We start from the raw sequence: 24462 nt of genomic DNA, 5'->3' as shown, positions 1-24462 counted from the left end.
GCGTGCTCCCAAAGAAGGCAATAAAAATATGACTATGACAGATGGGGAGAGCGGTGTGTCAACAGTGATCAGCGCCAAAAACCTAAGCCTGACGTTTGAAACAAACGACGGACCCGTACATGCGCTCAAGGATGTGGATCTTGAGATCAACAAAGGAGACTTCGTTTCTTTTATTGGGCCGTCGGGTTGTGGCAAGACCACTTTCTTGCGCTGTATGGCTGATTTGGAGAAACCGACCGCCGGGGAGATCACCGTTAACGGTGTGAGCCCTGAAGAGGCCCGCAAGGCCCGGGCGTATGGCTATGTGTTCCAGCACGCCGGTCTATACCCATGGCGCACAATTGGTGGCAACATCCGCCTGCCGCTGGAGATCATGGGCAAAAGCAAAGCGGAGCAGGATGCGGCGGTGAAAGATGTGCTGGAGTTGGTACATCTGGAGGGGTTTGAGAAGAAATATCCTTGGCAGTTGTCAGGCGGGATGCAGCAGCGGGCGTCGATTGCGCGCGCGCTGGCGTTTCATGCTGATATCCTTTTGATGGATGAGCCGTTTGGGGCGCTTGATGAGATTGTGCGCGATCACCTCAACGAACAGTTGTTGGAGCTTTGGGCGCGCACCAACAAGACCATCGGATTTGTGACACATTCAATCCCAGAGGCAGTGTATCTGTCGACCAAGATCGTGGTGATGAGCCCACGTCCGGGGCGGATCACAGATGTGATCGAGAGCACTTTGCCCAAAGAACGACCACTGGACATCCGTGACAGTCCGGAATTCATCGAGATTGCCCATCGGGTACGTGATGGCCTGCGTGCGGGGCATGGTGATGACTGAGGCCGACGTGAGACGGGCAGTGGCGTCGGATGCACCCGCAATGGCGCAGATCGTTTGCGATTGGGAGGGCGCTACCGATTGGATGCCAACGATTTACTCGGTCGAAGAGATTGCCGGGTTCATTCGTGACGCTTTGCCGACGCGAGAAATGTGGGTCTTTGGCGCGCCAATCGAAGGGTACTTGTCTTATGTGCCTGAGATTAATCGCGTTGGCGGGCTATACTGCAAGACGCCGGGATCTGGTGTCGGGCGCAGGTTGATGGACAAGGTGAAAGCGGGGCGCGATTTTGTTTGGTTGCGCACACATGAACCAAATTTGCGAGCGCAGAAGTTTTACAAACGCGAAGGGTTTGTGGAGGTGAGCCGTCATGATGCGGAGCCCCCAAATACGGTGCGCGAAATTCGAATGGAGTGGCGGCGATGAAAAACGTTGTTCCTGTTCTCACCGTTGTCGCGGCGCTCATCGTGATTTGGTATGCCTCTGCGGTGGCTTTGAATGCTCCGTGGGCCTATGACAAAGCCAAACGCGCCGATGTGGAGATAACCTTTGGTGAGATGGTGGCGGACACCATGCGCCAAAAGAAACCTAAGCTTCCGGTGCCACATCAGGTCGGCGCGGAAATCTGGAAAACAACTGGAGGCATGGTCGCCAAAGGACGTGCGTTTTCCAAGCGATCTTTGATTTATCACAGCTGGATTACGTTATCGGCGACCCTCTTGGGGTTTGCGATGGGAACCGGCCTTGGGATCGCGCTGTCTGTGGGCATTGTCTACAATCGGACCATGGACATGAGCGTAATGCCATGGGTGATTGCAAGTCAGACCATACCGATTTTGGCAATTGCGCCGATGATCATCGTGGTTCTGAACGCAATTGGCATATCGGGTCTGCTGCCTAAGGCGGTGATCTCGATGTACCTCAGCTTTTTCCCGGTCGTTGTGGGGATGGTCAAAGGCCTGCGTAGCCCGGACCACATGATGGTGGATCAGATGAAAACCTGGCATGCGACCGGCGGTCAAGAGTTCTGGAAACTGCGTCTTCCATCCTCTATGCCCTTTCTGTTTCCATCTTTGAAAGTCGCGATGGCCGCTTCGTTGGTTGGCGCGATTGTCGGCGAGCTTCCGACCGGGGCTGTTGCAGGGCTTGGTGCGCGTTTGCTGGCGGGCAGTTATTACGGACAAACAATTCAAATCTGGAGTGCTTTGATCACCGCAGCGGCCTTGGCTGCAGCTTTGGTTGGGATCATTGGGATATTGCAGAAAGTTGTCCTGAAGCGGATGGGGATGGCATCATGATCTGGTTGATGACAGGTATTGTGTGTTGGTTTGCCGGATGGCGCGCCAATGTGGTTCTTTCTCGTCTGCCAAGGACACGTGGCACTTCGTTGGCGATCCCGGTGATCTTCGGAGCGACGCTGATCATGATATGGGAGTGTGTGGTGCGTGGGTTTGAGATCAACCCTGTACTGTTGCCTGCGCCCTCAGTTATCGCGCTGACATTTGCGACGTCGATACCAACGTTGTGGCAGGACTTTGTGCAAACCGCCATCAAAGGTGCGCTGAGCGGTTATGTGCTCGGCTGTGGGGCGGCGTTCCTTACGGCTTTGGTGATTGACCGCTATCCTTTCTTGCAACGCGGCTTGCTACCGGTGGGCAACTTCGTTGCTGCACTGCCGATCATTGGCATGGCACCTATTATGGTGATGTGGTTTGGATTTGATTGGCAATCTAAGGCTGCTGTTGTTGTGGTGATGGTGTTTTTCCCAATGCTGGTGAACACGGTGGAAGGATTGCAAGCCACCAATCATATGCAGCGAGATCTGATGCAGACCTATGCCGCCAGCTATGGTCAGACCCTTTGGCGGCTGCGGCTGCCGGCAGCGATGCCATTTGTCTTCAACGGGTTAAAAATTTCCACAACGCTGGCGCTGATTGGTGCGATTGTTGCTGAATTTTTTGGCAGCCCGATCAAAGGCATGGGCTTTCGGATTTCGACCGAAGTGGGACGGCTTGCGCTCGATATGGTTTGGGCCGAAATTGTGGTGGCTGCATTGGCAGGTTCGTTGTTTTATGGCGGCGTCGCGTTGTTAGAAAAAGTGGTGACCTTCTGGCACCCGTCGCAGAGGCAAACACGGTAAGCCTACAGAATTATTGAGATTCCCAAAGGGGAAGCATTGCAAAAGCGCTGCGGAGATGGCGCAATGAACCAAACAAAAAACCAAATACCAACAAGGAGACTAGCCAAATGAAAACGCTTCTAAAAACACTGTCCGCTGCGGCACTGGGTGTTGCTGCAGGTGCGGCACATGCCGCAGACGATGTGACCTTGCAGCTTAAATGGGTCACTCAGGCTCAATTTGCGGGCTATTACGTGGCACTGGATAAAGGCTTCTATGACGAAGAAGACCTGAACGTCACAATCAAGCCTGGTGGACCGGACATTGCGCCCGCTCAGGTGATTGCAGGTGGCGGTGCCGATGTCGTTCTGGACTGGATGCCTTCCGCACTGGCCAGCCGTGAAAAGGGTCTTGCGCTTGTGAATATCGCGCAGCCATTCAAAAGCTCCGGCATGATGCTCACTTGCCGCAAAGATGCAGGTATTGAAACACCTGCCGATTTTGCCGACAAAACCCTGGGTGTTTGGTTCTTCGGCAATGAATACCCGTTCCTGAGCTGGATGAACAAATTGGGTCTTGCAACCGATGGTTCTGAGGGAGGCGTGACCGTTCTTAAGCAGGGTTTCAACGTTGATCCTATCCTTCAGGGGCAGGCGGCATGTGTATCGACCATGACCTACAACGAGTACTGGCAGATCATTGATGCCGGTCTGACTGAAGATGATCTGGTGGTGTTCAAATACGAAGACCAAGGCGTAGCAACGCTGGAAGACGGCATGTATGTACTTGAAGAGAACCTCACCGATCCTGCGTTTGAAGACAAGATGGTGCGCTTTGTTCGTGCGTCCATGAAAGGTTGGAAGTACGCTGAAGCCAATCCAACAGACGCGGCTATGATTGTTCTGGAGAATGATGCATCTGGTGCGCAAACCGAAGAGCATCAGACACGCATGATGTTTGAAATTGCCAAGTTGACCAAAGGCAGCAACGGTGCCCTGGATGTGGCCGATTTTGATCGGACTGTGGAGAGCCTTATGTCCGGTGGCTCAGACCCTGTGATTACCAAAACACCTGAAGGCGCATGGACCCATGCAATCACGGACAAAGCTCTTAACTGATTGACATGGAATATGTCTACGAAAAGGCCGGGGCGTGTTCCCGGCCTTTTCATTTTTGTGAGCTGCTTTCCCAAGGCCCGCCAAACAGCTATATCGGTAGGACAAAAGGACGAGGTCAAAATGGGTGGTAAGAAGCTGACATGTTTTGAATGTGGTCAGATCAATCGGGTGCCGTATGACAAACTTGGATCGGATCCCCAATGTGGCACCTGTGGTGTTGGGTTGATGAGCGGCAAAGCTGTTGACGTGAACTTGGCGACCTTTGAAAAAGCCGCGCGCACCGATGACATACCTTTGGTGGTGGATTTTTGGGCTCCTTGGTGTGGACCCTGTCGGCAGGTGGCGCCTCAGTATCAATCCGCAGCAAAGGATTTCAGAGAGTCCGTGCGTTTGGTGAAGCTGAACACTGAGGCCTATCCAAATGCGGGCCGAAAATACGGCATTCGCGGTATTCCTACGATGGCAGTTTTTACGAATGGGAAAGAACGAGCGCGACATTCGGGAGTCCTGCCAAAGGCGGCGATCGTAAAATGGATTAAGGCGTCCGTCTAAGCGCGTTCATTAGATAGTGCGGAATCCGCCCAACCACCCTAAGGGCCACTTCCGGATATTCGACCTGCCCAGCTAGCAGGCGCATATACATCGTTCGCACCGTCCCCGATCTCTTGAAGCTGCCAATAAGTGCCTTTTGCCAGAGTGGTGCAAAGATGATGCGACGTAAAATTCGGGCGATGCGCAGATTTTTATGGAGCTCTTTTAGTCCAAAAATGTAGCGTTTCAGGGCGGTGCTGGGAGCGTCGGCTGCAAGGGCCTCACATGCCGCTTGGGCGGCAATTTGGCCGCTCTTCAATGCAAAAGCTATGCCTTCCCCAGTGATTGGATCCACCAAACCAGCGGCATCTCCAGCCAGAAGAATATTTGCACGCCCCGGACGGGCTCGGAAATCTCCAAACGGGAGGTGGTGCCCTTTAATCGTTAGGGTGTCCTTAGACAAGCCAAGTGTGTTCAGATAGTGCTGCAAATGAGCTTTCATATCTGGGTTTGCAGCACGCAACCCGCCAACACCCACAGTGGTTGACGCGGTTTTGGGGAACGACCAGCCATAGCCCCACTCGGCGGCGGCGAAGTCGATGCGGAGAGGGTGTTCAATTGGGTTTTGAGTCTCAGGTGGGGCTTCAATTTCGAGACCAAAACCGATGGTGGCAACATCAAACGCTGCGCCAAAAAGCTGTTTCGCGACGACGGAATTCACACCGTCAGCCCCGATCAAGATCGGTGCATAGATGTGGCGTCCATCTCGAAAAAACACAGTGGTATCAGTGAGTTTTGAGATCGCACAGCCGGAAAAATCTTCGACTCCTGCTGCCAGGGCGTGCGCGAACATAGTGGCATCAAGGTCCAACCGCATGGTCAAATGGAGAGGGGGAACATCTTTGAGCTCCGCCAGAAGTTGCCCATCATGAAAGAGGCTGAGTTCGGTGCGCGTGACCGCCCGGCTCAAATCGACATCTTGGCCGAAGATGTCGCGGTAATACTTGCGGCTACGTTCCGTAAAAAGCCCTCCGCAGAGTTTGCTCCTTGGGAAGCTGGCCTTGTCCACCAAAGCCACAGACCGCCCCTGTTTCGCCGCCCATGTGGCGGCGGCGCAGCCGGCGGGGCCGGCGCCGATTACGATGATGTCAAACTGGGTCATACAGGGCGTCCATGGATGGGGATTTTTACCAGCTTTTCCTAGTGACACCAGAGGGGTAACGTAAGGCAATCAGAAAGGACTTGAGATGAGCGATGAGAAACACCCTGCCGGGGAGGCGACGCTGCGTGTGGTGGCGATGCCATCGGATGTGAACATCAACGGAGATATCTTCGGCGGATGGGTGCTCAGCCAGATGGATATCGCCAGCGGGATCATCGCCGCACAGCGCGCAAAAGGCCGTGTTACAACGGTTGCGGTGGATGCCATGAAGTTTATCCGCCCTGTTCAGGTGGGCAATATCCTGTGTGTCTGGGCGTGGGTTGAACGGGTGGGCACCAGCTCTATGGGGATCAAAATTGAGGCCTGGGCGGTGCGCCATCGGCGCGGCATTTCGGAGAAAGTGACCGAGGCGGTGTTCACCTATGTGGCCATTGATGAGGATGGAAAACCACGGCCAGTGCCGGAGGAAACCTCAGGCTGGCCAGAGGCTTAGAGGTGCGAATTTTGCACGTCGGTATTGCGTCTGTATCGCGGCTGTAATGCGGAGGTGCCAATTTAGGACCAAAATGCGCCGCGGCAACATGCCCCGCGCGGTGCGGTGAGCCGCCTTTAATGCCTGTGCCGCAGGATGGCGGACAGGAGGCGTCGCATGTCTGAGAGCACACCGCAGTTTCAAAGCCGCCGCACGGGCACCAAAACGCAGCGCATGGCGCGTGAAGCCTTGGGGCGCAACCTGTTGATGCTGACCTCGGAGCGTTGGGTCTCTGAGGCGATCCGCGAGGCGGTGCCTGAGGCGTGGCATCGGTTGGAACAGGATCTGGATGTCCAAGAACCCAAAGAGAAGGTCACGCTGTATCTGGATCAATCGGTGGCACGATTTTACCGGGCCATGGGGCAGGGGTATCAGGCGCGCATCAACCGGCTGTTGGCAACCTGGGCACAGATGAAGATCGCAGATGAGTTGCAAGTCGAGCGCGCTTTGACGACGCGATTGGAAGACCCGCCATAGGTGCAGGTTGGGGTGTGCCCATCGCGCGGCGCGCTCCGCTACAGATGTTTGGGACGCGCAGGCCTGTTAGGCTTGGTGGTAGTCAAAAGCGTCGCGGTCTTTGGGGGAGGGACGCAGCGCGCCAAGGGCCAAGGCAATGGCGAGCGCCACAATCGGAAACCCAAGAGAGAAGCTGAGATAGGTGGAAAACCCTGTCCAGAGGCTGGCGTTCTGAAACGCCATCTGAAAGCCGCCCAAGAGGAGACCTGCGATACTGCCAGCGAAGATGAGAACAAGGGCCATGATGCGCTCCGGTTTGCGTCGTTAACCAAGAGAGCGGTGAAATGGGGCGCAAATGTGGCGCGAGTTGGGCTTTGCTGTGGGGGATGGCGCAGATGCCGCCGGGTCAGCTGCGAAAGAGGCGCCACTTTGCGCCGGACGTGAACGTGGCGGCAAGGCTGGCGCCGGTGGCAACCCAGCCGAAGTGCCAGAGGTGTCCGGCAAATTGATCCTCAGCGTAGGAGGCGGCAAATTGGGTGCCACCGTATTTGGCTGTGGCAAAGGCGAGGATTGTGGCGACGGCGCAGGTGATCGTCAGCGGGAGAGGGCGCAGTTTGAGGCCCGCGAGGGTGGCAAGGGTCAGGCCGATGGGCGCGCCGATGAGCAAGGTCTTTTGGCTCCACCACGGATGCGCGCCGAGGGGGCGGGCGATGTCCAGCGCGATGAGGGCGGCCATGAGCAGCGCGGCGATGAGGGCAGGGAGCAGGTGGCGCATGGGGTGGTTCCTCGTAAGTGGTGGTTTACCGAGGATGGGGGTGCGGCGCGGTGGTTTTAAGAGGTGTTACAGTGCGATGGCGGGGGTGTGATGATTGATGTTGGTTAATCAGTGGTTAACTGGCGTTTTATAAGCTGGAGACATGTCTCGCTATATTCGCCCCAAGGTGCCCGGTGCGACGGTGTTTTTCACCGTCAATCTCGCGGTGCGCGGTGGCGATTTGTTGGTTCAGCGTATCGATGCCTTGAGAGAAGCCGTCTTTAAAACACATGCGGAGCGGCGGTTTTATATTGATGCTTGGGTGGTGATGCCGGATCACATGCACGCGGTTTGGACGTTGCCGCCGGACGACAGTGACTATGCGATACGATGGCAGGTGATCAAAGCCCGGTTTTCGCGGTCAGTGCCAAAAGGCGCTCAGCGTCGCAGTCATGTGGCGCGGCGCGAGAGGGCGGTGTGGCAACGGCGGTTTTGGGAGCATCACATTCGTGATTCGGAGAGCTATAGAGCAGCGATCACGTATTGTCATATGAACCCGGTTAAACATGGGTTTGTTCAGAACGCTGAAGAGTGGCCGTATTCGTCGGTGCATCGAGACATTGCATGTGGGCGATGGCTGTAGGGTGCGCATTTATTGCGCACCGTTGTTGTTTGGGGCATGTAGGGTGGTGGAGGTAAGTGGTGCGCAGTGAATGCGCACCCTACGGGCTTGCTAAAGAAGAACCGCTTTTAGGGCTCATTGTCAGTTCTTTCTTCTAGAATTTCGTCTAGACGTTCACACTCAGGAAGGTGAGCGTACTTCCCATCACAATGCTGTGCTGAGGTCTTCTTACAGCCATAGGTCGCTGGCGTGGCTAAACAAAGTTGTAAATATTTGCTAACCGAATTTTCCCTGTCCTACAGCAAGTCTCTATTCGAGTTGCCGGAAGCAAAAACCAGTTCTTTTGTGTACATGACGCCCAAGACCAAAAATGAAACAATGAACATCATGGAAATCGCAAAAATTCGACGTTGCCCAACCATGTGTGAAGCTGTCGCCAAATGCCTTGAAAGCTCCCGCATTTGCTTTCGAAGGAATTGTTCTTCTGGGTCTACATTTTGCCGTTGCTGCACAGAATACTCTGCAATTTCTTCAACGGTTGGGGCAATTAGCAAACCTTTGATATTTCTCCGCCTGCGGTAAGAAATCCAAGAATCTCGTAGAGCGTTCACAGCTTTATAGAAAAGTCCCAGAAAGGTCAGGACTGCGATTAGAAACGTAACGAGCTCCGCGTATAATCGGACCGATGTTTGAAGTGCTTCAACCGACAAGGATGTACCTGTATTTTTCCCGTCAACACAACTATCAGGTGCTTCCAGTTTTTGCAATTTGGACCAATCAATGGATCGGTGAGCAGCCCAAGGTTCTTGTGTCCAAAAATTAGAAGACTTAGATCCGGATCAACCCTGCGCCCGCCCGTGGGGGCGGGTCGGACGCGTAAGCCCGCTTTGCGGGCTTTAGTGTGCCGCTAGTGATGTGTTCAAAAGAAAACACCCGCGCAGGAGCGCGGGTGTCTTGGAATTTTGGTCACTCGACGTCTGCGAGCCATCTCGCCGGGGTGCGTACGGGTTGTTGGCTTTGCCAAAACCCTGCAACGCACTCCTTGAACCAAACGGAACCACAAGAAGTTCCCTCGCGTTAGCGAGTGAACTTCTTGTGTTTCAGGCGTTTGGGTTCAAGGGCATCAGCCCCAAGGCGACGTTTCTTGTCTTCTTCATAGTCTTCAAAGTTGCCCTCAAACCATTCCACATGGGCATCGCCTTCAAAGGCCAGCATGTGGGTACAGATGCGGTCAAGGAAGAAGCGGTCGTGGGAGATGACCACGGCGCAGCCTGCGAAATCCACCAAGGCGTCTTCCAGCGCGCGGAGGGTTTCCACGTCCAGATCGTTGGTGGGTTCGTCGAGGAGAAGGACGTTGCCGCCTTCTTTCAACAGACGTGCCATGTGCACGCGGTTGCGTTCCCCACCTGACAGCAGGTTCAGCGGTTTCTGCTGATCGCCACCTTTGAAGTTAAATGAGCTGCAGTAGGCGCGGGAGTTCACTTGCGCGTCGCCCAGCTCGATGATTTCCGCGCCGCCGGAGATGGCCTCCCAGACGGTGTCTTTGTCGTTCAGATCATCGCGGGACTGGTCGACGTAGCTCAGCTTCACGGTGTCGCCGTATTCCACGGTGCCCTCATCCGGCTGTTCCTGACCGGTGAGCATCTTGAAAAGCGTGGATTTACCAGCCCCGTTTGGGCCGATCACGCCAACAATCCCGCCCGGAGGCAGGGAGAATTCGAGGTTCTCGATCAGCTGTTTGTCGCCATAGTGCTTGGAGAGGCCGTTGACCTCGATGACTTTGGAGCCCAGACGCGGGCCGTTTGGAATGACGATCTGGGCGCGGCCAACTTTTTCGCGCTCTGATTGATTGGCCATCTCGTTATAGGCGCTGATACGGGCTTTGGATTTGGCCTGACGGGCTTTTTGACCCTGACGCATCCATTCCAGTTCGCGCTCCAGCGTTTTCTGCTTGGATTTGTCCTCGCGGGCTTCCTGCTCCAGACGTTTGGCTTTCTGCTCCAGCCATGCGGAGTAGTTGCCCTCATACGGAATGCCTTTGCCGCGGTCGAGCTCCAGAATCCAGCTGGTGATGTCGTCGAGGAAATAGCGGTCGTGGGTGACGCAAAGGATAGTCCCTTTGTAGTCGATAAGGTGCTGTTGCAGCCACGCGATGGTTTCCGCATCAAGGTGGTTGGTCGGTTCATCGAGCAGCAGCATTTCCGGCGCTTCGAGCAGCAGTTTGCACAGCGCCACGCGGCGGGCTTCACCCCCGGAGAGGTCTTCGATGCGGGCATCATCAGGTGGGCAGCGTAGGGCCTCCATGGAGATGTCGACCTGACTGTCCAGATCCCAGAGGTTCTGGGCGTCGATGTCGTCTTGCAGCTTGGCCATCTCATCCGCGGTTTCGTCGCTGTAGTTCATGGCCAGCTCGTTGTAGCGATCCAGAATGGCCTTTTTGGCGGCCACGCCGAGCATGACGTTTTCGCGCACGGACAGGCTTTCGTCGAGCTTTGGCTCCTGTGGCAGGTAGCCCACTTTGGCGCCCTCAGCGGACCAAGCTTCGCCGGTGAAGTCTTTGTCCAGACCGGCCATGATTTTCATCAGGGTCGATTTACCGGCGCCGTTGACGCCGACGACACCGATTTTTACGCCGGGGAGGAAGGACAGGTGGATGTTTTCAAAACATTTCTTGCCGCCCGGGTAGGTCTTGGACACACCCTGCATGTGGTAGACGTACTGATAAGATGCCATTGGGGTCGACTCCGATGAGAATGCTGTTTCAGCGGGTCTAGCCAAGCGCGGGCAAAAGGGCAATGATCCGCGCGATCAAGAAGAAGGAATTTGCCATGCGATGGTTGGCGGTTGTCTGCGCGATTTGGGCCTCTCAGGGAGCGGCGCAGGTCACGAACTATGAGGCGGATGGCAATCTGGAAAGCACCTTTGATGTGGGCTGTGTGCCTTTGAGTAAGCTGTCTAACGACTATTCCCCTGCTGATCTGGCCGGAGGTGTGATCCGCTGCTTCAAGGATGGTCAGGATGATCGGGCTTTTGAACTGATCGTGACCATGCAGCTGCGCACGGCGTATGACACTTTACGGGTGGAGGACACCACGGCGCATCAGGCGGGGCAGGTGATGATGCTCGAAATCCAATATGCCGCTGGCGAAGCTTTTGGCCCACGCATGCAGGAGGCGGTGGCACGGTTTGGCGACAGTGGCAGCCCACGGCACAACGCATTGTGCGCCCAAATGGCAGAGCTCGGACCGCCAACGCATTCACCGCGCTACATGGTGCAACATGGGATGGCAGCATTTACGGAGCGCGAAGGTGATCGGCTACTGGATGACTTCGATCCAGAAGAGAGCTGGGAGATTTTGTTGGAGGAGTATCTTCAGTGTGGATGAGGAGGTCAACTGATGGCAGGAAATGATATTCTCTGGCACTACACAACTTTTGCGACTCTTGCTGAAGTTCTAAAAAGTAAAAGCTTGTGGAAGGCGTTTTGGCGGATCTCACGACTAGGATTGGCGGTCAGGTCGTTTGTTTTTCTTCAGCAAGCGACTCTTTGGCGATGTGGCGGGGGTACGGCCAACTGGTAAGCGGCGGCGAACCTGTTGCGATTGGGTTTTGTGAAGCCGACCTAACCACTCTTGCTAAAGACTCTTGTTTTGAAGGCCCTGAAATGGTGAGCTATGAAAGTGGGCCAATTCCAGAAATTTTGGATTTCTTCGAAGGCGAGTTGGACGCCGGGAAACATGTCGAAACGACGCATCGTTTAAGCAAGTTTGTTCTTCTTTACAAAAACAAACACTTTGAGGAAGAACAAGAGTACCGTTGTTATTGTGGAGGCACCTTTAGTTCGCGGGACCGGCGGTTTGGGCAGTTTTCAGAGGTTGGTGGAGAGTTTCGAAAAGTCTTTAGACTTTCTCTGGGAGAGGATAAAATTTTTGAAGGCTTGAAAAATCCTCTGGGAATAAAAAGGATCTTGATTGGGCCAAAGGCGAACCAATCAAAAATTGAAAGGTACCTCAAACACTACTTTGCAATGCATAAGTGTATGCCTCCCGAAACGGATGTTTCCAAAATTCCGTTTGTGTAACTCGCGCACGAACTGAGGGGCAGGAAGCGAAGCGTCTGCGTTTTGCCGGAGGCAGACCTTCGGTTTGACGGGGGCGGTTCACCTTTCGGGATCGTGCTGCGCAAGACCCTGTCGGCCAGTGGGGCGCTGCCAAAGCTTTGCTTTGGCAAGGGGAGTTACCTTGACCTTCGCGCCACAAAAGCCCACTAAACCCCGTGCCTTACGGATTGCCATATGTTGCGCGGGGTCAGAAAATCGGCCTGTTGGGGGGATCGTTTGATCCGCCACACGCAGGGCATGTGCATATCACCAAAGAGGCCCTCAAACGCTTCGATCTGGATCAGGTCTGGTGGCTGGTGAGCCCGGGCAATCCGCTGAAGGACCGCGGGCCAGCCAAATTGGCGCGGCGCATGGCGGCGGCGCGGGAGATTATGGACCATCCGCGCGTCCATGTCTGTGACTTTGAGAGCCATGTGGGCACGCGCTATACGGCAGAGACCCTAGCAGTGTTGCAGGACAAATGTCCGCAGGCGCGGTTTGTCTGGCTGATGGGCGCGGACAATCTGGCGCAGTTTCATCGGTGGAAAAACTGGCAAGAGATCATGGCGCGGGTGCCCGTGGGCGTGCTGGCGCGCCCCGGCGATCGGATTGACGCGCGCACAGCCAAAGCGGCGCAGGTGTACCACCATGCGCGCTTGCACCCGCGTGAGAATCGTTTGCTGAGTCGGCAGTCTGCACCGGTTTGGGCATTTTCCAATGTTCCCATGCGTGACATCAGCTCCACTGAAATCAGAAAAAATGGTTATTGGTCAAAGAGTTAAGTTGATTGTGTGGGGCGTGCGAAACCATGCCCGTCATGTAAGCAACTGTTAACTCAGCCTGCCTAGTGTTGCCGGAGCAGGACAGGGCACCTTTGCCTTTGATGTCTGCGGATTTTGCAACAATCGCGCTGCTCGTTTTGAGTGTGCCGCAGAGTCTTTGACACCAAAAGTAAGGCTGCCTGCAAAGGTACAGCGTAACCCGAATGCAAGGTGTGACCTTGTCGGGGTGGTCGCGCTCTCGGTGCAATCCGGGGCACGTTTTTTGGAAACTGCGCTTGGTATCAAGCGCAACAATTTTGGGCCCAAGCGCAAATGGGGTGTGGGGCCCGTCGGAGCAAGCAATGGCGCGTGAGAAGAAACGGGTTTTGGGTTTATCGATCATGGGGCGGCTTTTGCTGCCGATCGTGGCCTGTATTTTGGTGTCATTTGTCGCCACCACGGTGTTCTGGGTCTCTAAGCAGAGCTCGACGCTGATTAAGGCATTCGAAAGCGAGTTGGCGTTGGCTCAAACGTTTGTTGCGCCTCCCGTGGCGGCAGCCGTTTGGGACTTCAACACAGATGGCGCCGTTGGTGCAATCGCCGGCGTCACACAAATGGAAAACGCCCTGTTTGCCAAGGTGTTTGTAGACGGCGACCTGTTTGCCGAAGCGGCTGTTGAGGGCGCGGATCAGACAGGCTGGGACGAAGGCGTGGCCGAGGTGCTCGCATTGGAAGAGGCTGAGGCCCGCAAGGAAGCGAACCAGATTGCCTATGTGAAATTTCCAATTCATCACAGCGACGGCTCAGTTGTGGCCGTGATGGTCATGGGGTTTTACAGCGGTTTTATCGCAGCGGTTGTGAACGAGCTATACATGGTGTCGTTGGTTGCGGTTGCGGTCATCTGTCTGGTGATGTCCGGGATCGTGTATATCGCCGCATCTGGTGTGACACGCCCGTTGGCCCGCATCGTGGATCGGATTTCTGCGCTGCGTGAAGGCGACACAAGCAGCAAAGTGCCAAGCGCTGGGCGCAAAGATGAGCTGGGACGGTTGGCGCGCGCGGTTGTCGAATTTGTCGATGCCACCAAAGCAAACAAAGCGCTTGAGGAGAAATCCAAAGCCTCCGCACGAGAACAATCTGAGATCGTTGGTGAGTTGGCGGATGGTTTGAACCATTTGGCGCAGGGTCAGTTGAGCCACCGCATCACCCATGTCTTCAGCGAAGACTATGAAATGCTGCGGGCCGATTTCAACAAGACCGCTGAGGCGTTGGATGATGTGATCGGTCGGGTCTTAGGAACGATTTCTCAAATTGAGGAAGAGACCGGATCTATGGCGGAAGGCACGCACAACCTTGCCAAACGCACCGAAAGCCAGGCAGCTACGCTGGAGGAGACCGCGGCTGCGATCAGCCAGATCACGGACATTGTACAGGCGGCCACAGACCAGACCAAATCCGTGGAAACCACCGTGGATGCCACAAAATCTGAGGCCCTGCGTGGCGGTGATATTGTGAAGTCGGCTGTGGATGCGATGCAGGACATCAAAGACAGTGCGGGCAAGATCAGCGAGATCAACCGTGTGATTGAGGACATCTCGTTCCAGACCAACCTATTGGCGCTAAACGCAGGTGTGGAAGCCGCACGTGCCGGTGACAGTGGCCGTGGGTTTGCTGTGGTGGCGTCTGAAGTGCGGTCCTTGGCGCTGCGCTCTGCGACCAGTGCAAACGAGATCAAGGAGCTGATTGACACCTCTGCAGATCAAGTCGCGGTTGGCGTGGATCTGGTCGATCAGGCTGGTAAGGCAATTGAAGAGATCATTGAGAAAATTCAGGAAGTTAGTGGTCTGGCTGTGCGGATCGCGGAAGGGTCGCGAGATCAGGCAACCGCGATCACCGAGATCAATGCTGGGGTGATGGATCTGGACCGTGTGACGCAACAGAATGCCTCGTTGGTGGACAGATCCAGCGCGCAAGGCCGCACTCTGCAAGACGCGGCAGGCGAGTTGGCGGAATTGGTGGCGAACTTCCGTCCCTCCTCGGTTGCGAGTGCCTCGCCAGAAACCAGCTACGAAGAGGATGAAGTGAGCTTTCAGCGCTCGGCCTAAACTTTAGATCACCCGGGGCGCATCATGTGCCCCGGGCTTTTTAGCTCCAGAAAGGAGACGAGATCATGGTTTTGACTTGTTTGTTAGATGTCCCCACCATGCTGTGTATACCTGCGATGGGTTTGGTGTCCTCAGGGTATGATGGGGAGGCGGTGTGATGAGTGGACGTTTGAAAGTGTTCTGCGCGCTCACCGTGATGTCAGTGGTGGTCATGGCTGCAACAGGGCGCGCAGGGTCACGGCCTGATCTTACGTCTTCGCAGGCGGCGATGTTTGCGGTGTTTGGGCATTCAAAGTAAGGCGGCCTTAGGGACGCTTGGGACGTGCCAGTGCCAAACGTGTTGGCGCGTTAGGTGTGACGCCGCGGGCGATGGGCCTGTCAAACGGTGCAAATGTAATCTTTCCAACAAACGCCTGCGCTGACGAACCTGTCGGCGCGTGGCCGGCCCAAACGGACAGGCTTTCGTCCACGGCCCAAAGATTGGCGAACAGGTAGCTCGGCTCTTTTGGCAGCGGTGCATCGTGTTCGGTGACTTCAAACAACAATCTGTCTTCTGCAAACCATCGCAGGCGGTCTGCATGCCATTCAAAAGCATAGGTGCGGGGTTTGGTGGCCGCGTCAAACCCGAGCGGAATGAAGCGGTTGTGACGCACCCCGTCAACAAACCAAGCCACATGTAGACGGGTGGTGTCCTGCCCAAGAAATTCTATGTCGATTTCGTCGTGTCGGGTGTCATAATACGGCCCGGTATAGGTGAAGAAACCGGTTACGATGCCCGCGCCTCTGGCCGGGCGCATGGTCACCTCATAGCGGCCGAAATGCGTGCGCTCCTTGTGCCGCAGAGACGCGCCGACAAACCTGTTCTTGTGCCCAGACTGCGGTGTTAAGGACAGGTGCAAACCACTTGAAACGCGCAAATTTTCCTTGGACCAGTCGGTGTCGAAGGCGGGATGTGTGAACCTATAACTGGCGACGCTCCAGTTGTGCGGAATATGGGTTTCAAAAGTTTCCTGCAGGGTGGGGTGCGGCTCTGCTCCCATGGCGATGTTAGGAGCCGCACCTAGCGCAAGCGCGAGAAAGCTGTGGACACATGTAGCCCGCAAACGAGACATGCCCCAAGACGGCGATGTGGTTGTCATCAGGTCCCCACCCAATATTAAGGTTAATGCAGTTAACCATTAACCTTGTGATCGAGAAATTGAAGATTCGAGGCAAGCACAAAATGAGTTAATGGTTAATGCAGGCGCGGAGCGCACTCAGGTGACCACATTAATATTATATCAATTCTAGTGTTCTATATTTGTTCCATGTAGGTATTGATGTCGAAATAGAACATTTGAGAGCGATGAAATTCGAAATGCGTTAATCTAATATATGACATGGTGCGCGTAAAATATATTGCTGTGAATGATCTGATTAAATGCTCCGGCGCTGAAGAAATTTTTGTGAATAAGCCATTTGAGATGTCGTGTGTATTTGAGAGAGGCGGGCCGGTGACGGCCCGCTTTTTTGTGAGCGAGAGATATGGGGGAGGACAGGCTTCGCTGCGCGCCAAGGGGCCACGCGACCGTTGGCAGCGATGGCGCCAGGAGCCTGTTGCCTTACTGTTGGTGTGATGGTCTTAGACCGTTGGCCCGTGCCTAGCCCGTGCCGACCTTTATGTGAGCCTTGTCCCGTCTCGTCCTCAGACCAGATCGCGCGGAAGGGCCTTTGACATGTGCGTGCCAACACATCGTAGGTTTCAGCACAGTCACGGCAACACAGGACGAATGGTGACCGAGTGTACCCGCTCTAAATGTCAGATAGGGACAACGGAAGACCGTTGCCTGCATGTGTGCCCATGATGTCAGCGCTCCATACGTTTGAAGGGGTCAGGCACGCCATGTCCACGTGAGCTTTGGAGGTATGGAACGTCTCGCGTTTAGATGTGTTTTGACCAAGTCCCATAGCTTTCTTTGGACGAATTTACATTAAGAGCATGTCTTTGCGCGTATTTCGACCCTGCGATTTTGCGGGGATACCGAAGGTAGGTCCGGAAGAGGCTGGCTTTCTCCCGCAGAGATTACCTCTCTGACGCGGGAAGGATCGTCGAGACCGGCGCGTAAGACGTCCCCCACGGTTGTCGCTCGTTTGAGTGCAAGAGCGTCATTTGTGGCACGTCCACCGCTGCTGTCGGAATGGCCGATCAGGCGCAGGCAGGCGGTGCGCATAAGATCCGTGTTTAGAACGGCAACCAACGCGGTCAGTTGGGCGCGCGCACCCTCATCCAGTGAGGTGCCACCGCGTGTGAAGAAAATGTGGCTTTCCTCAACCTCAGCAGAAACAGGCCCCTTTGACGGCGCGCGCGCATCTGTTTGCAAGGCGCCTGAGACCGCGCCACAAATTGTAGATTGCGCACCATTGGTCTGTCCAATTTGGGCGCACGTCTCCTCTGCGGTCTGCGCATGCGTGGAAAGCGGGGCGACACATAAAAGGCAAAGAGAGGGGAAGATAGATAACAAAGAATACCGCATAAAAAGTCTCCTCGACTAAATTCTCCAATACAAGAGTTTATTTTATATAAACGGTGTCCATAAGGTGAGATGTTGGAGGAGGTTCCGTTTTTCTTTTACGATTTGTTGAATTTATTTTGCCAAGATAAGCGGGTATTGTTTGTTTTTAATTGGTGAGCTGCATGGTTGCAGAAGGTCATATGGCCGGGCGGCACACGTGGATTGACGCGTTGCGCCTGTTTGCTGGCATTTCCATGGTTGGACTACATGTCACGGCGGATTCCAATGGTCAGCCCTTTCCCGAGGTGAGTCCGCAAGAGCGGCTCGTTCCAATGCTGCTGCGTACGGTGCTTTATACGGCCCGCACTGAGTTGTTTCTGATGATCTCGGTTTTGTTGTTGCTTATGGCTCTGTCACGGCGCCCGCGTGGCTACAACGCAGTTGTGCGGGAACAGGCCCGGCGTTTGTTGGTGCCGTTTGCCTTCTGGACGGTGTTCTACGCTGGTTACGGACTGATCAAGGCGCACGCGTTTGGCTATGGCGACGCTGAGTGGGCGCGCGTGATCTCGTGGCAAGGGTGGGCAGGATTTCTGCTGTTAGGGGATGTGAAGTATCACATGCATTTCATTCCAACCTTGTTTGGTTTGCTTCTCTTTTACCCCCTGTTTCGATGCGCAGAGAAAGCGCCGCTTCTGGGGCTATTGGTGGTGGTGTTTCTGGGGATGAAATCCGCGTTAGAGGCTGTGGTTTACCCGGCGCTTTGGGGGTCGGAGTGGCTGCCTTACGTGGTGCGCTTGGTGAAAGTGTTGACCTACACAGGTTATGGGTTTGCGGCTGCTGCCGTTTTGGGTCTGTGGCAACGCAGCACTGTTGCGGAGCGGGTCAGCTGGTTGGGGCCGATCGCACTGATCGGGGCCGGTCTATTTGCCTTTAAGAGCTGGGCCATGGTCACAGTTGTCCGCACCGGCCACTGGGTGTTTGACGATCCGAGTGCGTATTGGGCCGACTACCTGATGCCGGTGGGATTGCTATTGATCTGCATGTGTTTGGGGCACAAATCCTGGCCACTTTGGATGTCGCACGTCTCAAAATACGCCTTCGGCCTGTATCTGTGTCATCCGATTTTTTTGGACATAGCGGAGATCGCATTGCGTGACAGTGCGTGGTCTCCCACACGCCTGATCTGTGCTGAATTTTTGTGGACGGCGCCGATGACAGCTTTGTTGGTGTGGATGTTGGGCCGGTGGCGTGGTGGCGCATGGACCGTGGGGCTTGGCCCTTTTCCGCCTGTGGCGTTGGGCCGGGGCCGACAAGAAGTTTGAACAAGGAGAATGCAATGCTCACAATGAGTGACGATCACGGTACGATATCGGTCCTAAAACTTGTGACCGGACGGCTGACCTCTGCGGATTTTGGTACATTGCGTCAAGCACAGCTTCAGGCGCAAGCGCAGGGGCGTGGGGCGCTCTTGGTGGATTTGAGCGCGGTGCGTCGGATCACCCGGTCGGGGCTGGCCGCTCTGGTGGAGTTTCAGAGCGAAATGCCGCGTGAGGTTGTCTTGGGATTTTTTGGCGCGCGAAAGACCGTGCGACGGGAGTTTGATCGCTGTGCCGTGTCGCGCCTGCTTGATCTGTTTGAGACCCGCGAGCAGGCCCTGCAGACACCTGCGTTTCGGGCCAAACGTCTGTCTGGGGTGAAGGCTGTGTTGCTGGTGGCTGGCACAGGCAGTCGCATGGCGCCGATGTCCCATCAGACCCCGAAGCCGTTGCTCGACCTGCTGGGACGGCCGGTTCTGGATCATGTGATGGCGCATCTCAGTCAGTTCGGCATTCGAGATTTTATCCTGAATCCCGGGCATTTGGGGCCACAGTTTCACGCGCATATTCAAAGCTCCGCATCCCGCAGTGTGCAGTTTCTCAATGAGGGGCGGTATGTCGGTTCAGATTGGCACGCGGAGCCGATGGGATCTGCCAGCACGCTTCTGGCGCTGCAGACCCGGCGCATGGCGTTTGATGATGATTTTGTGGTGCTGTGTGGTGATGCCGTGAGTGATGTGGATCTCGCGGATATGATGGACACACACCGCAGGACGGGTGCCGAAGTGACCATTGCGGTACAGCAGGTGGCCCCTGAGGACGTTCAGAAATACGGGATCATCGAAACGGATGTGTCCGGGCGGATCACTGGTTTTGTGGAAAAACCAACGCCAGAGGCGGCCCGATCGCATCTGGCGAGCACCGGGATTTATATTGTGAACCCGCGGGCGTTGCAGCGGCTGAGCGGGGGCATGGGCCAAGATATCGCGAGGCACTTGATGCCCGCCGTTTTGGCCGCTGGCGGTCACATGCAGGTCTATGATGCAAACTTCAGCTGGGTGGATATGGGCTGTGGGCGTGACTTTTACCGCACCACGTCGCGGGGACTGCGGGGGCTGATCCCCGGCGTGGAACCCTGCGGGCGAGAAATTCGGCGTCATGTGTGGGCCGCCGCAGGCGCGCAGGTGTCGCCGCGCGCGGTGATTGTCGGACCCTGTTTTATTGGCGCGGATGCGGTGGTCGAAGCCGGAGCCAAGCTCGAAGGACCAACGGCGATTGGCGCAGGTGCCTATGTGGAGGCGCGTACGCTGGTGCGCCGCGCCATTGTGATGCCCAAGACAGCTGTGCGCGCGGGAACGTGGGTGGATGAAATGATTGTTGCGGGCACTTGGGCCCTTGACCACAGGACTGCCAATGGTGACGTGCGGTGTCAGATCCCACTAGAGGGCGTGGTGCCGGCTGCAGCTGATCCAGTTTCACGGTCTTGGCCCCATCGACAGATGGTTGGGGGGATGTGATGCAGCTCTCAAGTCTATCACAATGGCGCACCCGGCTGTGCGGTCTGGCGGTGGTGTATCTGCTTTGGGTCAGCTCCGCGCTGGGGCAGACGCCGCCTCTGGTGGAGGACCGGTTCTGGATTCTTTGGGAGCGCGTGAAGTTTTTTGGTGCGCATTGCCCGGCCGGGGCACAATGCACCGAGATGCGCAGCTATTCCAGTCGCGCGCTTGACACCAACAACACCGGGTTCATTCACCGGTTGTTTGGCGTGCCTGACGGGGTACGCAAAGCTGACCCATTGCCCAACGATGATCCGGACGCGCCGGGTGTGTGCCGGGGGGGACAGCCAGAGCTGGCGCTTGGATTTGATCCGCTTGCATTGCCCAGATCCGTAAAAGGAGAGGTCTTGCGCGGGGTCGAGGCGCTGCATCTGGATTTGACTCCCTTGAAGCCACCCCCGGGATTTGGCGGCGATTTTGGTCGTGATCTGCATCGGCAATTTGTAGAACGCTTGATGCTGGCCGGTATTCGGGTGGTGCCAAAAGACAAGGCCGCGATGCTGGCGGGGCAACCCACGCTTAACCTGTACTTTTCCTTCTCCGACCCGGAAGACCTTTGCGACTACGAGTACTCGGTGTTCGCCAGCCTGTCCCAAGAGGTGCTGTTGGCGCGAGATCTGCGCATCAAGGTTGCGGCAGGTGTTTGGTCCTACTCCACGGGGAGCACAGCAAAGGGTCACAGCGGCAATGAAGTGGATGCCATCCTGCGGGTGGTGGATCAGTTTGTGCAGGACCATCGGGAGGTCAATTCCCATTGAGATTAAGTGACGCCGCGCATGACGAGTTACCCGATGTTGACGCCAAGATCCAAAAGAGACCAGATCACATGAAAACGCCCTATTTTGAGGTCTTTGAAAACCGACGGCCGTCGTTTTATCCTCCGCTCTCAGAACGACAAAGGACCCTGTGGCACTTTTGGACAGGCGCCAGCCTGGCAGCGGGCGCTTTGTATCTTTGTTGGCGTTGGGCGCATTCTCTCAACCCGGAGGCGTTGGGGTTTTCTGTGTTGGTGGCACTTGCGGAAACGTTGTTTTTCTTTGGCACGGCGTTGGTGGCTTTTGATATTTGGGACGAAGGGGACACTCCGAAGCAAGCGCCACCGAAGAACCGATCTCAAGCCCAGCTTGATGGCACATCTGGACCGGTGAGCGTGGATGTGTTTGTCACAACTTTTGATGAGCCGGTGTCTGTCGTCGGCCCGTCGATCAGGGATGCAAAGGCCCTGCGTGTGCCTGATCATACGCGGGTAAGGATTTGGTTGCTGGATGATGGAAATCGCGTGGACATGGCGCAGCTGGCGGCGTCCCAGGGCATTGGCTACTTCGCACGCGCCACCAACGAAGGCTTTAAAGCAGGCAATCTGCGCAATGGCTTGATGCACACCTCTGGCGATTTTGTGGTTATATGCGATGCAGACACACGTCTTTTGCCCACATTTTTGCAAAACACACTGGGCTATTTTCGCGATCCCAAAGTGGCGTGGGTGCAAACGCCGCATTGGTTTTACGACTTGCCCGAAGGACAAAGTTGGCCCCGGTGGGTGGCGCAAAAATTCGGTGCAAAGCCTCATCACTTGGTGCCGCAACTGTTCGGCCGCGTTTGTGCAACTTTCACCGGGCTGCAGCGGGTGGGAACCGACCCATTTCTCGCAGATCCAAGTGTCTTCTTTGATGTGATCCAGCGGCGGCGCAATCGCAATGGGGCCTCGTTTTGTTGTGGCGCAGGGTCCATTCATCGACGTGAGGCGGTGTTTGACGGCGCCCTGAAGCGCAAAGCTGCGGCCTTGGTGCGCAGCAGCAAGTTCACCTCACGCCCCCCAGCGTCGCTCTTGAGGGCACATGTGCTTGAACCCTATCGATTTCACGTGTCTGAGGATTTGTATACGTCGATTTTATTGCATGAGGATCGCGTGGCTGGGTGGACCAGCGTTTACCATCCGCAAATTGAAGCGCGTATGTTGTCGCCGATGAGCATGGATGCGTGGGCGGGGCAACGGCTGAAATACGCGGGAGGTACATTTGACATCGCTTTGCGGGACAATCCACTTTGGCGGCGCGGGTTGTCATGGCGGCAAAAACTGCACTATGGCGCGACGTTTTGGTCTTATCTCAGCGTGCTGTGGGCCCCGATCCTGTTGCTGGCACCAATGGTGTCGCTGGTAACAGGGATCACGCCGGTGGAGGCCTATTCTGTGGAGTTTTTCTGCTACTTTTTGCCGGCCGTCATTCTGGGAGAGGTGGCCATGCAGACGACGTGTAAGGGGCATGCGATGGGGCCGGGGCGGGTGCTGTCGGTCGCGGCATTGCCGGTGCACTTACATGCGTTGGCCTGTGTGCTGCGCGGACAACGTCCGCGGTTTGCCCCGACGCCTAAATTGCCGATCGCGGGGACGGGCATGCGCCATGTGATGCCCCATTTTGTTGTATTGATTGTTATGGGTGTGGCGGGAGGTATTGGCGTTTGGCGCACCCTTGAAGGGCACGTTGGGTTTAGCGCTGCGCTTCTGTGGGTGAATTTGTTTTGGCTTACCTGCAACATGATGCTGGTGGCCCGTTTGATGGCCGCAGCTGCATGGCGCCTTCCGCGCCTCTCCTGCACCAAATCCATTCCATTGGAGGATGTTCATGTCTGATCTACCAATCTATCGCCGCCGCCCCCGACGCAGTCATGGGAGTCTGGCCTTTGTGACAGGTTTGCTGCTGACGGCGGGCATTGCTGTTGGATCTGATGGGTGGGGCCAGTTTATGCGCCAGTCGGCGGTGATGGCGCTGCCCAGTGGCGCGCAGTTTGTGCCGAAACCCGCACGCGGTTTGTCCGTGCAGGATTGGCAGGATGCGGCGACAGCTTGGGCGTATTTTGAGGCCCACTATCGGCCGGAAACAGGTTTTGTCGATTCCATTTCCGATCACCCGAACGCGACAATGTGGGATCAGGGATCACATTTGTTGGCACTGATGGCTGCGGAAGGGTTGGGTCTGATTGATGATGAAACCTTTCTGGCACGTAGTGCGGCTCTGATGGCCGGTTTGGAGCGCATGGAGCTGTTTGAAGGACGGCTGCCGAACAAGGCCTATGACACACGCAGTCTGAAGATGGTGGACTATGCTAATGTGGCCGCGCCGGAGGGCATTGGTTGGTCGGCGTTGGATGTGGCCCGGCTGTTGATGGCGCTGCGTGTATTTGAGATCAATGTGCCGACTTATGGCCCGCGCATTCGCGCTTTGCTGGCGCAATGGGATTTGGCAGCGATGGCGCGGGAGGGTCGTTTCTGGGGCAGCACCCGACAAGACGGGCACACTCAATACCACCAAGAAGGGCGCATGGGGTACGAACAATATGCAGCCCGCGCTGCTGCGCTTTGGGGGTTGGATGTCTTAGGCGCCGGTCTAGCGCGACCTGTTTTGGCGTGGGAAACGGTGAGCGGTGTTGACGTGGGTATTGACCGTCGACGGGCCAGCAGCTTTGGCGCGATCACGCCGGTTCTCAGCGAGCCCTATCTTTTGCAGGCCTTTGAGGTCGGGTTGACCGAAGAGGCGCAGCTTTTGGCGAGCCGTATCTACCGCGCCCAAGAAGCGCGGTTTGATGCGACGGGCCAGGCCACGATGGTGTCAGAGGACCACATCGATCAGGCACCCCATTTTTTGTACAATACGGTGTTTGGCAATGGCGAGAGCTGGTCTGTTCTGACTGAAGCTGGAGACAATCACACCGATTTGCGCACGGTCAGCCTAAAAGCGACCATCGGCTGGGATGCTTTGTATGGCACCGCCTATACGCAGGAGGTCCGTGCAACCATGGTCGATTTGGCAGGGCCAAAGGGTTGGATGGCGGGACGATATGAAGCTGATGGGCGGATCAATTCAGCACTGACATTGAACAGCAACGCGGTTGTTCTGGAGGCGTTGCACTTCAAACACAAGGGTCCGCTACTTCGGTGAGGAAACGACACATGCGTCAAGAAAACCGGGCTCAAAGTGGTCCGGTTTTTTGTTTGAAGCGGTGGTGAAAG

26 protein-coding genes are annotated in these 24462 nt (G+C 55.9%); 20 read left to right on the top strand and 6 right to left on the bottom strand.

The genetic code is table 11. The features are described 5' to 3' along the window. The first annotated feature begins 28 nt into the window (after nucleotides 1-28). The 6 genes from ABWV47_RS05345 (at nucleotide 29) to trxC (ending at nucleotide 4619) form a co-directional block, all read left to right on the top strand. The gene (locus tag ABWV47_RS05345) at nucleotides 29-832 is read left to right on the top strand and encodes an ABC transporter ATP-binding protein (RefSeq protein WP_353309160.1); all 804 of its coding nucleotides are present in this window, start codon (nucleotides 29-31) and stop codon (nucleotides 830-832) included. Next, nucleotides 825-1256 (top strand): GNAT family N-acetyltransferase, encoded by a 432-nt coding sequence (locus tag ABWV47_RS05340; RefSeq protein WP_353309157.1) that lies wholly within the window; start codon nucleotides 825-827, stop codon nucleotides 1254-1256. Before ABWV47_RS05345 ends, ABWV47_RS05340 begins: the two co-directional genes overlap by 8 nt. Beyond that, nucleotides 1253-2128 carry an ABC transporter permease gene (locus ABWV47_RS05335; protein WP_353309155.1) on the top strand — a complete coding sequence of 292 codons (876 nt, stop codon included), beginning with the start codon at nucleotides 1253-1255 and terminating at the stop codon, nucleotides 2126-2128. Before ABWV47_RS05340 ends, ABWV47_RS05335 begins: the two co-directional genes overlap by 4 nt. Next, nucleotides 2125-2970 carry an ABC transporter permease gene (locus ABWV47_RS05330; RefSeq protein ID WP_353309153.1) on the top strand — a complete coding sequence of 282 codons (846 nt, stop codon included), beginning with the start codon at nucleotides 2125-2127 and terminating at the stop codon, nucleotides 2968-2970. The genes ABWV47_RS05335 and ABWV47_RS05330 overlap by 4 nt, the downstream gene beginning before the upstream one ends. A 107-nt stretch (nucleotides 2971-3077) precedes the next feature. After that, nucleotides 3078-4067, top strand: coding sequence for an ABC transporter substrate-binding protein (locus tag ABWV47_RS05325; RefSeq protein WP_353309150.1), 990 nt, complete (start codon nucleotides 3078-3080; stop codon nucleotides 4065-4067). A gap of 120 nt (nucleotides 4068-4187) precedes the next feature. Beyond that, entirely contained in the window at nucleotides 4188-4619 is a 432-nt protein-coding gene (trxC, locus tag ABWV47_RS05320) for a thioredoxin TrxC (protein WP_353309147.1), read from the top strand. Here trxC and ABWV47_RS05315 read toward each other — a convergent pair. Further along, nucleotides 4603-5760, bottom strand: a complete 1158-nt coding sequence (locus ABWV47_RS05315; RefSeq protein WP_353309145.1) for a geranylgeranyl reductase family protein — start codon at nucleotides 5758-5760, stop codon at nucleotides 4603-4605. The genes trxC and ABWV47_RS05315 overlap by 17 nt on opposite strands. Before the next feature lie 85 nt (nucleotides 5761-5845). On the opposite strand from ABWV47_RS05315, the gene ABWV47_RS05310 reads away from it, so the two are divergent. Next, entirely contained in the window at nucleotides 5846-6253 is a 408-nt protein-coding gene (locus ABWV47_RS05310) for an acyl-CoA thioesterase (RefSeq protein WP_353309142.1), read from the top strand. Nucleotides 6254-6409: 156 nt separating this feature from the next. After that, a complete protein-coding gene (locus ABWV47_RS05305) occupies nucleotides 6410-6769 on the top strand; it encodes a BrnA antitoxin family protein (protein WP_353309140.1) in 360 nt (119 codons plus the stop codon). Between the two features lie 66 nt (nucleotides 6770-6835). Here the strand turns inward: ABWV47_RS05305 and ABWV47_RS05300 are convergent, their stop codons facing one another. Next, on the bottom strand, nucleotides 6836-7051 hold the full coding sequence (locus ABWV47_RS05300) for a hypothetical protein (RefSeq protein WP_353309137.1): 216 nt from the start codon (nucleotides 7049-7051) through the stop codon (nucleotides 6836-6838). Between the two features lie 52 nt (nucleotides 7052-7103). Here ABWV47_RS05300 and ABWV47_RS05295 point away from each other — a divergent pair, with 52 nt between their 5' ends. Both ABWV47_RS05295 and ABWV47_RS05290 read left to right on the top strand, forming a co-directional pair. Next, nucleotides 7104-7583: a hypothetical protein gene (locus ABWV47_RS05295; RefSeq protein WP_353309135.1), complete on the top strand. Its 480-nt coding sequence runs from the start codon at nucleotides 7104-7106 to the stop codon at nucleotides 7581-7583. Between the two features lie 82 nt (nucleotides 7584-7665). Then, nucleotides 7666-8145: an REP-associated tyrosine transposase gene (locus ABWV47_RS05290; RefSeq protein ID WP_353309132.1), complete on the top strand. Its 480-nt coding sequence runs from the start codon at nucleotides 7666-7668 to the stop codon at nucleotides 8143-8145. A 275-nt stretch (nucleotides 8146-8420) separates the two neighbouring features. Here ABWV47_RS05290 and ABWV47_RS05285 read toward each other — a convergent pair whose 3' ends face one another. Both ABWV47_RS05285 and ettA read right to left on the bottom strand, forming a co-directional pair. Then, nucleotides 8421-8891, bottom strand: coding sequence for a hypothetical protein (locus tag ABWV47_RS05285; RefSeq protein ID WP_353309130.1), 471 nt, complete (start codon nucleotides 8889-8891; stop codon nucleotides 8421-8423). Nucleotides 8892-9201: 310 nt separating this feature from the next. After that, nucleotides 9202-10857: an energy-dependent translational throttle protein EttA gene (gene ettA / locus ABWV47_RS05280; RefSeq protein ID WP_353309128.1), complete on the bottom strand. Its 1656-nt coding sequence runs from the start codon at nucleotides 10855-10857 to the stop codon at nucleotides 9202-9204. A gap of 62 nt (nucleotides 10858-10919) precedes the next feature. Between ettA and ABWV47_RS05275 the strand changes: the two genes are divergently transcribed. The 5 genes from ABWV47_RS05275 (at nucleotide 10920) to ABWV47_RS05255 (ending at nucleotide 15387) form a co-directional block, all read left to right on the top strand. Further along, the gene (locus ABWV47_RS05275) at nucleotides 10920-11510 is read left to right on the top strand and encodes a hypothetical protein (protein WP_353309126.1); all 591 of its coding nucleotides are present in this window, start codon (nucleotides 10920-10922) and stop codon (nucleotides 11508-11510) included. 86 nt (nucleotides 11511-11596) lie between these two features. After that, nucleotides 11597-12205: a DUF2971 domain-containing protein gene (locus ABWV47_RS05270; RefSeq protein WP_353309123.1), complete on the top strand. Its 609-nt coding sequence runs from the start codon at nucleotides 11597-11599 to the stop codon at nucleotides 12203-12205. A 194-nt stretch (nucleotides 12206-12399) separates the two neighbouring features. Next, on the top strand, nucleotides 12400-13005 hold the full coding sequence (locus ABWV47_RS05265) for a nicotinate-nucleotide adenylyltransferase (protein ID WP_353309121.1): 606 nt from the start codon (nucleotides 12400-12402) through the stop codon (nucleotides 13003-13005). A gap of 341 nt (nucleotides 13006-13346) precedes the next feature. After that, entirely contained in the window at nucleotides 13347-15089 is a 1743-nt protein-coding gene (locus ABWV47_RS05260; RefSeq protein ID WP_353309118.1) for a methyl-accepting chemotaxis protein, read from the top strand. A 157-nt stretch (nucleotides 15090-15246) separates the two neighbouring features. Further along, nucleotides 15247-15387 carry a hypothetical protein gene (locus ABWV47_RS05255; RefSeq protein ID WP_353309115.1) on the top strand — a complete coding sequence of 47 codons (141 nt, stop codon included), beginning with the start codon at nucleotides 15247-15249 and terminating at the stop codon, nucleotides 15385-15387. 7 nt (nucleotides 15388-15394) lie between these two features. On the opposite strand, the gene ABWV47_RS05250 is transcribed toward ABWV47_RS05255, so the two are convergent. Continuing rightward, nucleotides 15395-16228, bottom strand: coding sequence for a family 16 glycosylhydrolase (locus ABWV47_RS05250; RefSeq protein ID WP_353309113.1), 834 nt, complete (start codon nucleotides 16226-16228; stop codon nucleotides 15395-15397). An 831-nt stretch (nucleotides 16229-17059) separates the two neighbouring features. Then, nucleotides 17060-17602 carry an OmpA family protein gene (locus tag ABWV47_RS05245; protein WP_353309110.1) on the bottom strand — a complete coding sequence of 181 codons (543 nt, stop codon included), beginning with the start codon at nucleotides 17600-17602 and terminating at the stop codon, nucleotides 17060-17062. A gap of 161 nt (nucleotides 17603-17763) precedes the next feature. On the opposite strand from ABWV47_RS05245, the gene ABWV47_RS05240 reads away from it, so the two are divergent. The 5 genes from ABWV47_RS05240 to ABWV47_RS05220 all read left to right on the top strand — a co-directional run bounded on the left by ABWV47_RS05240 (nucleotide 17764) and on the right by ABWV47_RS05220 (nucleotide 24391). Further along, nucleotides 17764-18903 (top strand): acyltransferase, encoded by a 1140-nt coding sequence (locus tag ABWV47_RS05240; protein WP_353309596.1) that lies wholly within the window; start codon nucleotides 17764-17766, stop codon nucleotides 18901-18903. A 14-nt stretch (nucleotides 18904-18917) separates the two neighbouring features. Beyond that, entirely contained in the window at nucleotides 18918-20414 is a 1497-nt protein-coding gene (locus ABWV47_RS05235) for a sugar phosphate nucleotidyltransferase (RefSeq protein WP_353309108.1), read from the top strand. Then, on the top strand, nucleotides 20414-21211 hold the full coding sequence (locus ABWV47_RS05230; protein ID WP_353309106.1) for a hypothetical protein: 798 nt from the start codon (nucleotides 20414-20416) through the stop codon (nucleotides 21209-21211). Before ABWV47_RS05235 ends, ABWV47_RS05230 begins: the two co-directional genes overlap by 1 nt. Before the next feature lie 68 nt (nucleotides 21212-21279). Further along, complete coding sequence (locus tag ABWV47_RS05225) at nucleotides 21280-23085, top strand: glycosyltransferase family 2 protein (protein ID WP_353309104.1); 1806 nt, start codon at nucleotides 21280-21282, stop codon at nucleotides 23083-23085. After that, complete coding sequence (locus ABWV47_RS05220) at nucleotides 23078-24391, top strand: DUF3131 domain-containing protein (protein ID WP_353309101.1); 1314 nt, start codon at nucleotides 23078-23080, stop codon at nucleotides 24389-24391. The genes ABWV47_RS05225 and ABWV47_RS05220 overlap by 8 nt, the downstream gene beginning before the upstream one ends. Nucleotides 24392-24462: the final 71 nt, after the last annotated feature.

It is taken from the genome of Shimia sp. NS0008-38b (assembly GCF_040370365.1).
Lineage (GTDB): Bacteria > Pseudomonadota > Alphaproteobacteria > Rhodobacterales > Rhodobacteraceae > Shimia.
This window is presented reverse-complemented; position numbering and strand designations above follow the sequence as displayed.

Coding starts and splice junctions, on each gene's coding strand:
- ABWV47_RS05345 (WP_353309160.1), top strand. CDS start 29: ATGACTATGACAGATGGGGAGAGCGGTGTGTCAACAGTGATCAGCGCC.
- ABWV47_RS05340 (WP_353309157.1), top strand. CDS start 825: ATGACTGAGGCCGACGTGAGACGGGCAGTGGCGTCGGATGCACCCGCA.
- ABWV47_RS05335 (WP_353309155.1), top strand. CDS start 1,253: ATGAAAAACGTTGTTCCTGTTCTCACCGTTGTCGCGGCGCTCATCGTG.
- ABWV47_RS05330 (WP_353309153.1), top strand. CDS start 2,125: ATGATCTGGTTGATGACAGGTATTGTGTGTTGGTTTGCCGGATGGCGC.
- ABWV47_RS05325 (WP_353309150.1), top strand. CDS start 3,078: ATGAAAACGCTTCTAAAAACACTGTCCGCTGCGGCACTGGGTGTTGCT.
- trxC (WP_353309147.1), top strand. CDS start 4,188: ATGGGTGGTAAGAAGCTGACATGTTTTGAATGTGGTCAGATCAATCGG.
- ABWV47_RS05315 (WP_353309145.1), bottom strand. CDS start 5,760: ATGACCCAGTTTGACATCATCGTAATCGGCGCCGGCCCCGCCGGCTGC.
- ABWV47_RS05310 (WP_353309142.1), top strand. CDS start 5,846: ATGAGCGATGAGAAACACCCTGCCGGGGAGGCGACGCTGCGTGTGGTG.
- ABWV47_RS05305 (WP_353309140.1), top strand. CDS start 6,410: ATGTCTGAGAGCACACCGCAGTTTCAAAGCCGCCGCACGGGCACCAAA.
- ABWV47_RS05300 (WP_353309137.1), bottom strand. CDS start 7,051: ATGGCCCTTGTTCTCATCTTCGCTGGCAGTATCGCAGGTCTCCTCTTG.
- ABWV47_RS05295 (WP_353309135.1), top strand. CDS start 7,104: ATGTGGCGCGAGTTGGGCTTTGCTGTGGGGGATGGCGCAGATGCCGCC.
- ABWV47_RS05290 (WP_353309132.1), top strand. CDS start 7,666: ATGTCTCGCTATATTCGCCCCAAGGTGCCCGGTGCGACGGTGTTTTTC.
- ettA (WP_353309128.1), bottom strand. CDS start 10,857: ATGGCATCTTATCAGTACGTCTACCACATGCAGGGTGTGTCCAAGACC.
- ABWV47_RS05275 (WP_353309126.1), top strand. CDS start 10,920: ATGATCCGCGCGATCAAGAAGAAGGAATTTGCCATGCGATGGTTGGCG.
- ABWV47_RS05260 (WP_353309118.1), top strand. CDS start 13,347: ATGGCGCGTGAGAAGAAACGGGTTTTGGGTTTATCGATCATGGGGCGG.
- ABWV47_RS05255 (WP_353309115.1), top strand. CDS start 15,247: ATGAGTGGACGTTTGAAAGTGTTCTGCGCGCTCACCGTGATGTCAGTG.
- ABWV47_RS05250 (WP_353309113.1), bottom strand. CDS start 16,228: ATGACAACCACATCGCCGTCTTGGGGCATGTCTCGTTTGCGGGCTACA.
- ABWV47_RS05245 (WP_353309110.1), bottom strand. CDS start 17,602: ATGCGGTATTCTTTGTTATCTATCTTCCCCTCTCTTTGCCTTTTATGT.
- ABWV47_RS05240 (WP_353309596.1), top strand. CDS start 17,764: ATGGTTGCAGAAGGTCATATGGCCGGGCGGCACACGTGGATTGACGCG.
- ABWV47_RS05235 (WP_353309108.1), top strand. CDS start 18,918: ATGCTCACAATGAGTGACGATCACGGTACGATATCGGTCCTAAAACTT.
- ABWV47_RS05230 (WP_353309106.1), top strand. CDS start 20,414: ATGCAGCTCTCAAGTCTATCACAATGGCGCACCCGGCTGTGCGGTCTG.
- ABWV47_RS05225 (WP_353309104.1), top strand. CDS start 21,280: ATGAAAACGCCCTATTTTGAGGTCTTTGAAAACCGACGGCCGTCGTTT.
- ABWV47_RS05220 (WP_353309101.1), top strand. CDS start 23,078: ATGTCTGATCTACCAATCTATCGCCGCCGCCCCCGACGCAGTCATGGG.